This window comes from Pseudomonas atagonensis, from assembly GCF_011369485.1.
In the GTDB taxonomy this organism is placed as follows: domain Bacteria; phylum Pseudomonadota; class Gammaproteobacteria; order Pseudomonadales; family Pseudomonadaceae; genus Aquipseudomonas; species Aquipseudomonas atagonensis.
Window position 1 is genome coordinate 66,935 of record NZ_VXCA01000018.1, and the last position, 13,512, is coordinate 80,446.

Below are 13,512 nucleotides of genomic sequence, written 5' to 3' on the forward strand. Positions count from 1 at the left end.
CCATAACTCGAAATCACAGACATGAAAGTGCCTGTGATTGAGATGAGGGCGCTGTTGCGCTGGTTTATCCGGGTTACCACGCCCGATCGCTGAAAGGGTCAGCGACGTCCAGAGAGTATCCCGTCGAAAAACAGCGCAATAGGGCGGCAAAGTGCCCAAACACGAGATTAGGAGTTTGCCTACAAGGTATGCGGACGTCATCTGATATTGCGACACCGGTCGGCGGAACTAAGGTGAAGAGCAATTTCAGGGACAGTGGATTTTGTGTGGGCGCCACAGAAAGTGAGGCCGAATAAAGGGCTTGACGATCAGATATTCTGAATGAGACAAGTGTCCACGTTTTATGGAATGTGGACACTTGGGGGTTTTAGGCTTCATGAAGAGTCAAGACATTTTACTTTTGTTCAAGATGGCCAGCCTTCACGCTCAGGAGGAAAACCTCCTTGGTGTAATGGAGTCAGAGTCGAATTCGAACAGGGTTGAGGAGCTGTTGAAGCCCTATGTGGTCAGCCAAATGACCGCAGGTGGGCGGGTGGGGCAGCCATTGGTCACCTACTCCACTGACGGTGAAGATACTGTATTCAGTCGACAGGACTTCGATTCGCCCCTGGACGATGAGGCGGGGTGGGAAGGGTGGTCGGAGCCGGTAGCTGTCCCGCCGCTGGCAAGCTGGAGTGAAGCCTACTCGTTGCGTGCGTTGTCTGCCGCTCTCGGGCTAAGCAAAAGCGAGGTATCAAATTCCCTCGCCAGATGTCGTGAGTCCGGCCTGCTCACCAATGACTATGAGACAGGGCTGGCGAAAGTTAATCGGCGGCAGCTACTAAGCATCACTGAGCACGCTCTGAAGTACTTTTTCCCTGTAAAACCCGGCGCAATGGTTCGCGGTATCCCGACGGGTTTCGCAGCACCGGCACTGTCCAAAAGCATCAAAAGTGCTGGTGGACTGATTCCGGTCTGGCCAGATGCACTTGGAACGGAGCGTGGTCAGGCAATAGAGCCGCTCTACAAGACAGTGCCGGAAGCCGTGAAGAAGGACAGGATTCTTTACCACTATCTTGCGCTTGCTGATGCGATCCGCCTTGGAGGCCCGCGAGAGTGCGGTGTCGCGGTCAACATTCTAAAAGCAGGGATGGGACTGAAATAACATGTCATCAAACGCTTATCACAACTACGAGCTTATAGAGTTTGTTGCCGAAGGCTTGGGAGAGGCGTTTCTCGCGGAGGTCGCGTTTGTCGGAGGTTGCACCACAGCCATGCTGGTAACAGATGCTGTTGTGCTGGACGACATTCGTTTCACCGATGACGTTGATCTGGTGATCGAGCTGGCAGGTATTAGCGCCTGGCAGCAGCTTACCGAACGGTTGTCGGCCAGGAATTTCAAGATTACCGGCGAGGATGAAGTCAACTGTCGTTTCCGCTTCAACGATATCGTCGTTGACGTGATGCCTTCTGATCCCGAAGTTCTTGGATATGCCAACCGCTGGTTTGTAGAGGGGTTGGCACGGGCTGATAAATTTACGTTGCCCAGCGGTACCGTCATCCAGATATTCAAACCGACCTATTTTCTCGCGACAAAACTGGAAGCCTTCAGCGGTCGGGGTGGTGGCGATCCATACCATAAAGATGTCGAAGACATCATTATCTTGATTGATGGACGTCCAGAGCTTTTAGAAGAGGTTCGGCAAGCGGAGTCCGAGCTCAAGGAGTTCATCACGACTGGGGTTCGAGCACTCAGGGGGCTCGCTGGCATCGACTATGTGATTGAAAGCTCGGGTTCGGTACAGGCCAATCCAGGAAGAGGGCAAATCATTCATAGGCGCATGAAAGAACTGGGCAGCGCATGAAATACCACACCAGATCGGTAACAGGGCGAGCCAGGAAAACCAATCATGACTTTGCTGGAGCGCTTTTTGATGGAGAGAGCGGCGTATTTGTTATCACAGACGGTACTTCGAGGATTGGCAGTGGCCAGTTGGCTGAATCCTTTGTGAAAAGTGTTTTAGCGGTCTGGTCAAAACACTTTGATCAGGGCCTCGATATCACTGAGTACGGAGCGGTTGAACAGGTACTGGTTTCTATGCTGGCCGACCTCCATCCCGTCTTGTTTGCAAGCCAGACAGGCGCCGCTTGTTATGTGGTGGGTGTCGCTGCTCATGGCAAACTCACGCTTGCGTATGAGGGTGATTGTTCGTGCGGTGTTGTGACGTCGGCAGGCGCGATCGAATGGATGACGTCGCCGCACTGTAAAGCCAATTGGAGGCGTGACCTTTCCCACTTCGAGCTGGCGCAGGATCCGGCTCGGCACCGGGTGACTCGATGTTTGAAGGCGAGTCGCGCGCCGAACCCTGATTTTGTTTTTCATCCATTAGCGTTAAGTGAGCGACTGGTGTTTGCAACCGATGGCTTTTGGGCGGAGCTAACCGAGTCGCAGCAAAGCAGCTTGTTAGCATCGCCGGATGGCAGCTGTATCGATGTTGAAGATGACATCACATGGATAGATGTTCAGTTCTAGTCCTGGCATCGATACAAGGTTTGACTGGCAGGAAGTGCTTCAAGTTTGCGTAAAAAAGCCCCCGCAACCCTAAGGTTGCGGGGGCTTTTCGTTGGTGCGCTTCAGATCACTCTTCCGCCACCTGCGCCGTGTTCTGGCGCTTCTCGATCAAATCCACCAGACGCTTGGCCAGCGCCGGGTAGTTCTCATCGAAGTGATGACCACCCGGCAGTTTCACTGCCTCACCCACCGCAGTCTTGTCGGTGCAGCCGCTTTCATCTGTCTCTTCTTCACCGTAGATGCACACGACCTTGGCCGGTGGCAGCTTGGCCATCTCAGGCCCGGTGGCGGCTTCTTTGCCGGCGTTACCCAGCCAGCCTTCGACTTCGATTTCGAAGCTGCCGGTGCGGGCGAAGGCCAGCAGGATGATTGCGTCGACGCGTTGCTGCTCGGTATCCGGCAGGCGGTTGTAGATGGCTGGCAGAACGTCGGCACCGAAGGAGTAACCGGTGAGGATGAAGCGTTTGGTGCCCCATTTCTGCCGGTAATGCTGCATCAGTTCGGTCAGGTCCAGCGCGCTCTGCTCCGGGCTCTTGTGCTGCCAGTAGTAGCGCAGGGTGTCGATGCCGACGACCGGATAGCCGATTTTGGCCATTTCACCGGCCACGTCGCGGTCGAGGTCGCGCCAGCCGCCGTCACCGGAGAGGAACAGGGTCACGGTGTCTTTGGCTTGGCCGGCCGGGACTTCAACCACCGGGATCGCCAGACCGCCGTTGGCCTTGTCGCCGCCGACGAGGATTTTGCGCAGTTCGTTGTTCAGCACCTGCGGCAGATTGATGTCGTAGTCGCTGATGCTGGTTTCGGCGTTCGGTTGATCGCGCACGAAACCTGCGCTGGCGTCGTCCGGGTTGTCGTTCCACGCCACCAGCCAATGGCCGTGGGCGGCAGATTTTGGCAGCAGGTGCGTGCAGCCACCCTTTTCCAGCGCCAGGTCGACGGAAACGGCCTGGGCCTTGTCGTCTTTCTGTTCCGACAACCAGCGCCACGCCAACACGGCGCCCGGGCCGATGCCGCTGACCAGAGTGGCCGGGCCGTTCAGTTCACGCAGGCCCGATTGCAGCGCGCGGCTTTGCAGCAGGCAGTCCTTGGGCAGGATCACCTGAACGATCTGCGCCGAAGCGCTGCGGCTCAGGGTGGTCAGTTGTTTTTCACTGAGTTTTTGATCGTCGTTGACCGCGATCAGCACCTGAGCCTTGGCCTTGGTGCCGGGAATGATGCGGGTCATGGCCGCGCCGTCAGCGGGGTTGAGCTGTTCGACGGTCGGTTCCGGTGCCGGGCGTTTGAGGTACCAGTAACCGCCGCCGGCAATCACGGCCAGCACGATCAGTGCGGCCAGGATGTACTTCAGGGAGCGTTGAATCATCAGCGTTTCACCAATCCAGTCAAGCCGCCCGCGATCAGGGCAGCAGTGTCGGCCAGCGCCACCAGCGGATCGAGTCCGGCGGGCACAGCCATATAACGAGGTTCCCAGTCAGGCTGGAACTTGTCTTTGAAGCGGCGCAAGCCTTGGAAGTTGTACAGCTGCTCACCACGGCGGAAAACCATCGAGCCCAGACGCTGGGTCAGCGGTGCACCACGCCGGGGTTGCAACCCCGACAACGGCACCATGCCCAGGCTGAAGCGCGCGTATCCGTGACTCTTATAGTGTTGAATCAGGCCGACCATCATGAATTCCATGGTCAGCTTGGGGGCGTCCGGGTGTGCGCGCATCAGGTCGAGACTGGCCAGGTCGTGGCCATAGGTCTCGAGCAGGTTGGCGAACGCCACCGGGCGACCTTCGAAGCGAATCACCGCGATGCGGAAATGCTTCAGGTAATCGTCGCTGAAACGGCCGAGGGAGAAGCCTTTCTCACGCACGTTCTTGCCGGTCAGCCACGCATCGGAAATCACTTTCAGTTCGTCCATCGGCGCCTGACCCGGCTCATGGATCTCCAGCGACAGGCCGTCGCGGGTACCACGGTTCCAGGTGTAACGCAGATCCTTCATCTCTTTGCCCTTGGCTTCGAGGTCAAAACGATGCAGGTCAACCCGGGCTTCTTCGCCAAGCTTGATCGCGGTCAGGCCGATGTCCATGTAGTACGGCAGATTCTCCGCGCGAACCTGATAGAACACCGGGCGCGCGTGGTAGATGTCGCAGAGGTCGCGGAACTGCCAGATCATCTCCGCCCGTTGCTGGCCGGGGCCGATCGGATCGTAGAGCGCGACCAGGCTGCGGCCACGACGGGCATACATAAGGAACGCTTCATCGTTGGGATGGAACAGCAGCGCCTTGTCGCCGGTCAGCGCGAGGCCGCCGTCGGGCTGCGCGGAAGCCATCAGGATTTTCGCGGCGCGTTCCAGTTCATCGGGTGTCGGCAGGTGGATCACCGGGCGCGCGGTACGCAGCAGCCAGGTCAGGGCGATCACCAGTAGCAGGACGGCGGCGCCGAGCAGCGAGCGCAAGCCACGCGGAGCATCGGCATCGAGGGTGAACTGCCACCACAACTGATGGCTGTACGGCACGTCCTGATAGGCAAACAGCAGCAGCCATGTCGAAGCGCCGAGAACGCACAGGCTGGCCACCAGATACAGAGGCGAGAACGGCAGTTCGGTCAGACGGCTCGGGCGATAGAACGAGCGACGGAACACGCCGAGCAGCGCGGCGGTGAGCGTCATCAGTGTGGCTTCTTCCCAGTCGAAGCCTTTGAGCAAGGAGAGCAGGGCACCGACCAGCAACAGAATGGTGGTCAGCATCCACGCCGCCGACAGGCGCCGGCGCAGGCCTTGTGCTAGCAGCAGGCACAACACGCCGATCAGGCTGGCGCCAAAGTGCGAGGCATCAACCAGACGATGCGGGATAAGAAAGCCGATGTGCTCAAGACGGGTGTCGATTTCCGGTGTCGCCCCGGAAAACAGCAGCACCACGCCGGACAGGAACACCAGCACCGCGAGTACAGGTGCGGCCAGGCCGGAAGCCGCGCGCATGGTTTGTGATTGAAACAGGCGCTGACCTTCATTGATCAGCAGCAGCACGCAGGCCACCAGCAACGGCAACACCACGTAGATCAGGCGATACAGCAACAACGCTGCAGCCAGTGGTGCGGCACCGAGCTTGTCGGCAAAGGCAGCCAGCAGAATCGCTTCAAATACGCCGACACCCCCCGGCACGTGGCTGAGCACGCCCGCCGCCAGCGCCAGCAGGTACACCAGCAGGAACGCACCGAAGGGTGGCGCTTCCGGCAGCAACAGATAGAGCACGGTTGCGGCAGCGGCGACGTCGAGGGCGGTGATGACCAGTTGCAGAAAGGTCAGGCGACGACCCGGCAGGCGCAGGGTGCGGCGGCCGGCGCGAACCAGCAGGTTATCGCGATAAGGTTGTTCCGGCAGACGCCGGCGATAGATGCCGATGGCGAGAATCGCGCCCAGTGCCAGCACCGCGCCTGCGACGCCGCCCAGCAATGCTTCGGACAAGCCAAGGGCCTGAGAGGCTGCCGGCAGGTCGCTCAGCGTGGCCAGCGCCGCCAGTGGCGGCAAGGCGCAGCCGAGTGAAAGACTGGCGAACAGGGTCATGTGCGCGACCTCGGCCGCCCCCAGACCATGACGTGCATACAAACGGTAACGCACCGAGCCGCCGGACAGCAGCGACAATCCGATTGCGTTACCGATCGCAAATGCAGTGAAGCCACCAAGGGCAAGGGTTCGCGGCGCCAGCGTCACGCCAGCATAACGACTGGCCGACCATTCGTAACCGAGCAGAATAATGAAACCGACCACGGTCGCGGCAAATGCGCCGAGCAGGGCAGGTTTAGGCACGTCGAGAATCGAGTCGTGCAGCGCGTCGAGATCGAGTTCGGCGAGCAGATGACGACAGGCAATCAGCGCAATGGCAAACAGCAACAGGGTAACCGCCAGACCGATCGGCTGACGGTATTTGCTCAAGCGATCCAGCAAGCGCAAACGCTCAGGCTTGATCGGTTGGTTCGCTGTGACGGTGTCTTGTGAATCAGACGAGTTGGCGCGCATCAATCACCTCTTGGATTGTGCGCGACAGGATGGAGGTATCCAGCCAAGTTACCAATCCCTGTAGAAAAAAATAATCACAAAATACTACGCCTCTCACCGGGTCTCGGCGAGGGCAGTCATGGATTGCAGACGCCTTGTCCGCGACTCAAGCATAGTCGCAACTCGGCGGGTCTGATGATCCTGGACGATTCACTGCACAGTGACAGATCATTGTTGCGAAAGGACTTTTTCCACAGATACAAAAAAGGCCACTCTTTCGAGTAGCCTTTTTTGATGTTTGGTTGCGGGAGCCGGATTTGAACCGACGACCTTCGGGTTATGAGCCCGACGAGCTACCAGACTGCTCCATCCCGCGTCTGTGTGGCGGCATTCTACAGGCGAACGCCGAGGTGTCAACCGCTAATCCCGTAAAGGGTCAAATAAGTGTGAAATCGCGTCAAACGGTCGCAGGTGACGCGTTAAGTTTTGGAAATGCAAAGAATTCCTGTTTGACGACTGCTTCCTCTAAAGGCGCTGATCGACAAAACCGACGTGCACAAAAAAGGCCACTCTTTCGAGTAGCCTTTTTTGATGTTTGGTTGCGGGAGCCGGATTTGAACCGACGACCTTCGGGTTATGAGCCCGACGAGCTACCAGACTGCTCCATCCCGCGTCTGTGTGTCGGCATTCTACAGAGGAACGCCGGGGTGTCAACCTTCAATCTGAATAAAATCTGTTGAGGTTCAAGCGGTTAGCGATTTTTGTCGGCCGTTTTAGAGGCTGCAAGTCAGGTAGGGCAAGGCTTTCAGCTCTATTGGTTGATGATTTTCGATTGAGAAAATAAATTCAAAGGACTTTTCCTACCGTCTGGAAAGAACATTCAGACCACTGGTGCTATATACAGTTGTCAGTGAGATACTGCCGATCCGGCTCGCCACGTTCCCTTTTCTGACATGACTCAGCGAAAAATCATCCACATCGACTGTGACTGTTTCTACGCCGCCATCGAGATGCGTGATGACCCGCGTCTGGCGGGCAAACCGTTGGCAGTGGGTGGTTCGGCAGATCGGCGCGGGGTGATCGCCACCTGCAATTACGAGGCGCGGGCTTACGGAGTGCGCTCGGCGATGGCTTCGGGGCATGCCTTGAAACTGTGCCCGGACCTGACCATCGTCAAGCCACGCATGGATGCCTATCGCGAAGCGTCGAAGGAAATTCACACGATCTTTGCCGATTACACTGACCTGATCGAGCCGCTGTCGCTGGATGAGGCTTATCTCGACGTATCCGACAGCGCTCATTTCGGTGGCAGCGCCACACGCATTGCTCAGGACATCCGCCGTCGGGTCTCCAATCAATTGCACATCACGGTTTCTGCCGGCGTGGCGCCGAACAAGTTTCTGGCGAAGATCGCCAGCGACTGGAAAAAGCCCAACGGCTTGTTCGTGATCACGCCTGATCAAGTGGAAGACTTCGTCAGCGGCTTGCCGGTGAGCAAATTGCACGGCGTGGGCAAGGTGACCGCAGACAAGCTGGGCAAACTCGGCATCGTCGACTGTTTGCAGTTGCGCGAGTGGGACAAGCTGGCGCTGGTGCGCGAATTCGGCAGTTTCGGCGAGCGACTGTGGAGTCTTGCCCGTGGGGTTGATGACCGTTTGGTGCACAACGACAGTCGGCGTCAGTCGATCAGTGTCGAAAATACCTACGATGTTGATCTGCCTGACTTGCGCAGTTGTCTCGATAAGCTGCCTGAGTTGCTGGAAACCCTGAAAACCCGCATGGCGCGCATCGACAGCAGTTATCGGCCGGGCAAGCCGTTCGTCAAAGTGAAATTCCATGACTTTACCCAGACGACGCTGGAGCAGGCCGGGGCAGGGCGGGACTTGGGCAGTTATCAGTTGATGCTGACGCAGGCGTTCAATCGCGGAGGCAAACCGGTGCGGTTACTTGGGGTCGGGGTGCGGCTGGAGGATTTGCGCGGCGGGTTTGAGCAGATGGAGTTGTTTGAGCGGTAGTTCTGCGGTGTTTGTCAGTCAGCCTTCGCGAGCAAGCCCGCTCCCACATTGGTTTTGTGTGCGACACAGATCCAATGTGGGAGCGGGCTTGCTCGCGAAGCTTTTAGCTTTGGCTTTTAATTCGGTCCCGGATCCGCCACCAGTCGCCCGGCATCCTTGGTCAGAGACTTGAGAAACTCCGTCTGCAACTCAGGATCATTGCGGGTCAGTTCGATCAGGCTTTGTTCCAGCTCGCTGGCTTCTTCTTCCAGACCCAGCTCCGACAGGCGCTTGACCCGGTGCACCCACTCGCTCACTTCGTCGTCCTCCAGATCGTCGTAGATCAGCCCGTGCGCTTCCAGCAACTTGCCGCGCAGGTGACTGCTGATCATCAGCGATGAGTCGGAATGCACGTCGTCCTTGGCGTCTTCGACGCTGATCTGCAGTTTTCCGACGTGATTGAGGTCGTTTTCGGCAAACGGGCTGTCGAGCAGGTTCAGGCGCAGCACACCGTTACGGTCGGTGGTCATGTCGAAGGTCTGCTTGCCAGCCTTGACCTGCACCGCGCGTTCGCTCCATGGCAGGCTCGAATACTCCGTACGCTTGTCGCGCTGGACTTCATCGATACCGGCCAGGTTTTGCTGCGCACGACCGTGGGACTGCACGTTCATGAACGGGTTAAGCCCGGCGAAACCGTAGCTGAGCCAGTCCTTGGTCACACTGTCCGGCAGGTTGCCGAGGGCGAAAACGTTGACCACGTTCGCGCCGACACCGGCTACCACCGCCACTGCGCCCAGCGGGATCTCATAGATTTCGCGCCAGGGTTGGTAGGGGGTGTAGCGATCGTAATGGCGGGTGACTTCGAACTCGGTGACTTCGAAAGTCTTCTGCTCGTTGATCTTCACGCGTCGCTGCGGCAGCTCAAGCACCTTAGGCTCACCGACATCGATCTGCAGGCTGTGATCGAGCAGTTTGCGCTCGACACGTTCCTCGTGCTCGCTGCGTTGTGACATGTGATTGGCACAGCCGCTGACCAGCAGGGTGCCGCACAGGGCGGCACCACCGAGGCCTAAGGTGTTTCGCTTGAACATGACGTCTCTATCTGGTTTCAGCGGCGGATACGGGCCTGAAGGAAGGACAGCACGTCAGCCACAGGCAGCGCTTGCGCTTCGCCTTCGGTACGGCTCTTGTATTCCAGGTTGCCTTCGGCGAGGCCGCGGTCACTGACCACGATCCGGTGTGGAATGCCGATCAGCTCCATGTCCGCGAACTTGATGCCCGGGCTGGTTTTCTTGTCGCGATCGTCCAGCAGCACTTCGAAGCCGGCCGCGGTCAGTTCGGCGTACAGCTTGTCGGTGGCTTCGCGAACCTGCTCGGTTTCGTAGCGCAGCGGTACCAGAGCGATCTGGAACGGCGCCAGGGTGTCGCTCCAGATGATGCCGTTCTCGTCGTTGTTCTGCTCGATGGCGGCAGCCACCACGCGGGATACGCCGATGCCGTAGCAGCCCATTTCCAGGGTCACAGGCTTGCCGTTCTCGCCCAGCACTTCGCACTTCATCGCCTTGCTGTACTTGTTGCCCAGCTGGAAGATGTGTCCGACTTCAATGCCGCGCTTGATTTCCAGCGTGCCTTTGCCGTCCGGGCTCGGGTCGCCGGCGACAACGTTACGCAGGTCAGCCACGGTCGGAACCGGCAGATCACGCTCCCAGTTCACGCCGAAGTAGTGCTTGTCGTCGATGTTCGCGCCGATACCAAAGTCGCTCATCAGCTCGACCGAACGGTCGATGATGATCGGCAGCGGCAGGTTCAGCGGGCCGAGGGAACCTGCGCCGGCGCCAATGGCGTCACGCAGTTCGGCATCGGTGGCCATGACCAGCGGGCTGGCCACGCCCAGTTGCTGGGCTGCCTTGATTTCGTTCAGTTCGTGGTCGCCACGAATCACCAGCGCGATCAGCTTGCCTTCTTCCTCGGCGCGAACGATCAGGGTCTTGATGGTCTTTTCAATCGGCAGATTGAATTTTTCCACCAGGGCGGCGATGGTCTTGGTGTCTGGTGTATCGACCAGGCGCAGCTCTTCGGTCGGTGCAGGGCGTGAGCTCTCGCGTGGCACCGCTTCGGCTTTTTCGATGTTCGCCGCGTAATCGGAACCGTTGCTGAAAACGATATCGTCTTCACCGGACTCGGCCAGTACGTGGAACTCGTGGGAGCCGGCGCCACCGATCGAACCGTTGTCGGCTTCCACCGGACGGAACTTCAGACCCAGACGCGTGAAGATGTTGCAGTACGCTTCGTGCATGCGGTCATAGGTGATCTGCAGCGACGCCTGATCCGCATGAAAGGAGTACGCGTCCTTCATGATGAATTCGCGGCCGCGCATCAAGCCGAAGCGCGGGCGGATTTCGTCACGGAATTTGGTCTGGATCTGGTACAGGTTGATTGGCAGCTGTTTGTAGCTGCTCAACTCGTTGCGCATCAGATCGGTGATCACTTCTTCGTGGGTCGGGCCCGCGCAGAAGTCGCGACCGTGGCGGTCTTTGATGCGCAGCAGCTCAGGGCCGTATTCTTCCCAGCGCCCCGACTCCTGCCACAGCTCGGCCGGTTGGGTGCTCGGCATCAACACTTCCAGAGAGCCGGCGGCGTTCATCTCTTCGCGAACGATGGCTTCCACCTTGCGCATGACTCGCAAGCCCATCGGCAGCCAGGTGTACAGGCCCGAGGCAAGTTTGCGGATCATGCCGGCGCGCAGCATCAGCTGATGGCTGATGACGACCGCATCGGAAGGCGTTTCTTTCTGTGTGGCGAGCAAAAATTGACTGGTGCGCATGGTTGGCCGTTGTCGGTTGCTATGACTGGAAATGACGGAGCAGTGTACCGGCGAGTTTTGCTGACGTACAGGCGTGTGGCCGGCGGAGAGGTTCAACGGCGGGAATCCTCCCGCCGTTGGCGAAACGTCTTACGATTCTTCCGCAACTGGCGTCGGCACAGGCTCGGGCGTTGGCGTCGGGCCTTCGCGGCGGCTTTCCTGGAACCAGTGCAGGGCGATCAGCAGCAGTGTCGGCACGCCGAGCAGGGCGGTGATCAGGAAGAAGCTGTGATAACCGAACTTCTCGACCATGACGCCCGAGTAGCCGCCCATCAGGCGCGGAAGCAGTAGCATGATCGAACTGAGCAGGGCGTATTGCGTGGCCGAGAACTTGAGGTTGGTCAGGCTCGACAGGTACGCAACGAACGCCGACGTAGCGAGGCCCGAACTGAAGTTGTCGAGGGAAATGGTCACCACCAGCATCTTCAGGTTCGGGCCCATGTCGGCGAGCATCACGAACAGCAGGTTGGTGGCTGCCGAGGCTGCGCCGCCGATGAACAGGATCGGCAGGATGCCGAAGCGCACGATCAGCAGGCCACCCATACCGGCGCCGACGAGGGTCATGATCAGGCCGAAGATCTTGCTGACACTGGCGATCTGATCCTTGGTGAAACCCTGGTCGATGTAAAACACGTTGGCCATCACGCCCATCACCGTGTCCGACATCCGGTACGTGGCGATCAGGCCGAGCAGCAACAACGCTTGCCAGCGGTAACGCAGAATGAAGTCGTTGACCGGTGTCAGCACTGGCGCCAGGCCGCGACGGCCCATGGTCGACAGGCACAGGCCGGTCAGCAGCGTGTAGAGAATGGCGCGCAGGAAGGCGCGGTCTTCGAGCAGCAGGTCGAGCGGGCTGACGCCTTCGAACAGCACGCTGGCGAAATCGGTGTTGTAGAGCTGGGTGAACATCGCCGGTACGGACACCAGCAACACGATCAGCACGAACACCGACATTAATTGATGCATGAATGTGTAGCGGCCGGCCTGCAATTGAGTACGCAGCGGCACCGGCGGCTCACGCATGAACAGCGTCGTCAGCAGCGCAGGCACCATCAATGCGCCGAACAGCACATACGTGCCGGTCCAGGCCGAGTGCTTATAGTTGAAGCCGGTGGAGCCAAAGCCTTCAGCGAAAAACAAGGCACCGGCGGTGGCGAGCAGGGCGGCGACGCGATAACCGGACATGTAGCTGGCGGCGAGGGCGGCTTGACGATTGTCTTCGGCGATTTCCAGGCGATAGGCATCCACCGCGATGTCTTGGGTCGCAGAGGCGAAGGCGACGATCACGGCAATGGCGATCAACCACGACAGATGCTTCTGTGGATCGCAGAAACCCATGCCGATCAGGCCGAGAATCACCAGTGTTTGCGAGAGCACCAGCCACGAACGTCGTCGACCCAGCTTGCCGAGCAGCGGCAGGCGCCATTGGTCGAGCAGGGGGGACCAGACCCATTTGAAGGCGTAGGCCAGACCGATCAGGCTCGCGTAGCCGATGGTTTCCCGAGCCACGCCGGCTTCACGCAGCCAGACCGAAAGCGTTGAAAACACCAGCATGTACGGCAGGCCGGCAGCGAAACCGAGCAACAACAGCACGAGCGTCGAAGGACTGGCATAGGCGGCGAGCGCGGCGCGCCAGGTTTTACGGGGCATGGGCTGAAGTCTGCCTCAAGATTGCGAAAACAAAGCGCGCACTCTAACCGCTGTGCTCTACCGGACGCCAGCCATGACGCCGAATATCCACACGATTGTTCAGGACGGTGATGCCTTCCATGCGCAATCGCGCCCGTTGTTCGTCCCCGGAAGGACTGCCCACCGGCAGGCTGATCCGACCGCCGGCGCCCAGTACACGGTGCCAGGGCAGCTTGGTATCGCCAGGCAACTGACTTAGAGTCCGGCCGACCCAGCGGGCGGCGCGCCCCAACCCGGCGAGTTCGGCCAACTGACCATAGCTGACGACTTTGCCTTCGGGCACTTGGGCGAGCGTCGAGTAGAGCGCCGTGCGTCGGATTTGCGCTTCGCTCTCACCTTCGTGAATCGGGTCTGTCACGGGCGTGGTTCCTGAACATCGTCCTGTTGATGCCCTAAGGGTAATCCGTCATCGGCCAGTTGAGAAATGAACTCAA

10 protein-coding genes and 2 tRNA genes are annotated in these 13,512 nt (G+C 59.0%); 4 read left to right on the forward strand and 8 right to left on the reverse strand.

The window, feature by feature from the left end:
* Positions 1–376 precede the first annotated feature (376 nt).
* The 3 genes from F2P67_RS13180 to F2P67_RS13190 are packed head-to-tail and all read left to right on the forward strand — an operon-like array spanning position 377 to position 2,512.
* Complete coding sequence (locus F2P67_RS13180; RefSeq protein WP_166220900.1) at positions 377–1,144, forward strand: MarR family transcriptional regulator; 768 nt, start codon at positions 377–379, stop codon at positions 1,142–1,144.
* 1 nt (position 1,145) lies between these two features.
* A complete protein-coding gene (locus F2P67_RS13185) occupies positions 1,146–1,844 on the forward strand; it encodes a hypothetical protein (protein ID WP_166220901.1) in 699 nt (232 codons plus the stop codon).
* On the forward strand, positions 1,841–2,512 hold the full coding sequence (locus F2P67_RS13190; protein WP_166220902.1) for a PP2C family protein-serine/threonine phosphatase: 672 nt from the start codon (positions 1,841–1,843) through the stop codon (positions 2,510–2,512). The genes F2P67_RS13185 and F2P67_RS13190 overlap by 4 nt, the downstream gene beginning before the upstream one ends.
* 106 nt (positions 2,513–2,618) lie before the next feature.
* Here the strand turns inward: F2P67_RS13190 and F2P67_RS13195 are convergent, their stop codons facing one another.
* The 4 genes from F2P67_RS13195 to F2P67_RS13210 form a co-directional block, all read right to left on the reverse strand.
* Entirely contained in the window at positions 2,619–3,914 is a 1,296-nt protein-coding gene (locus tag F2P67_RS13195; protein WP_166220903.1) for a virulence factor family protein, read from the reverse strand.
* Entirely contained in the window at positions 3,914–6,553 is a 2,640-nt protein-coding gene (gene mprF / locus F2P67_RS13200; RefSeq protein WP_166220904.1) for a bifunctional lysylphosphatidylglycerol flippase/synthetase MprF, read from the reverse strand. Before mprF ends, F2P67_RS13195 begins: the two co-directional genes overlap by 1 nt.
* Before the next feature lie 278 nt (positions 6,554–6,831).
* Positions 6,832–6,908 (reverse strand) — tRNA-Met (locus F2P67_RS13205).
* 220 nt (positions 6,909–7,128) lie between these two features.
* Positions 7,129–7,205: transfer RNA gene (locus tag F2P67_RS13210), tRNA-Met, on the reverse strand.
* 280 nt (positions 7,206–7,485) lie between these two features.
* Between F2P67_RS13210 and dinB the strand changes: the two genes are divergently transcribed.
* Positions 7,486–8,547, forward strand: a complete 1,062-nt coding sequence (gene dinB / locus F2P67_RS13215) for a DNA polymerase IV (RefSeq protein WP_166220905.1) — start codon at positions 7,486–7,488, stop codon at positions 8,545–8,547.
* 116 nt (positions 8,548–8,663) lie between these two features.
* Here the strand turns inward: dinB and F2P67_RS13220 are convergent, their stop codons facing one another.
* The 4 genes from F2P67_RS13220 to F2P67_RS13235 form a co-directional block, all read right to left on the reverse strand.
* On the reverse strand, positions 8,664–9,617 hold the full coding sequence (locus F2P67_RS13220; protein ID WP_166220906.1) for a hypothetical protein: 954 nt from the start codon (positions 9,615–9,617) through the stop codon (positions 8,664–8,666).
* Between the two features lie 17 nt (positions 9,618–9,634).
* Positions 9,635–11,350 carry a proline--tRNA ligase gene (locus F2P67_RS13225; protein ID WP_166220907.1) on the reverse strand — a complete coding sequence of 572 codons (1,716 nt, stop codon included), beginning with the start codon at positions 11,348–11,350 and terminating at the stop codon, positions 9,635–9,637.
* Between the two features lie 129 nt (positions 11,351–11,479).
* Positions 11,480–13,039 carry an AmpG family muropeptide MFS transporter gene (locus tag F2P67_RS13230; RefSeq protein WP_166220908.1) on the reverse strand — a complete coding sequence of 520 codons (1,560 nt, stop codon included), beginning with the start codon at positions 13,037–13,039 and terminating at the stop codon, positions 11,480–11,482.
* A gap of 43 nt (positions 13,040–13,082) precedes the next feature.
* Positions 13,083–13,436 (reverse strand): MGMT family protein, encoded by a 354-nt coding sequence (locus F2P67_RS13235; RefSeq protein ID WP_166220909.1) that lies wholly within the window; start codon positions 13,434–13,436, stop codon positions 13,083–13,085.
* Between the last annotated feature and the right edge of the window lie 76 nt (positions 13,437–13,512).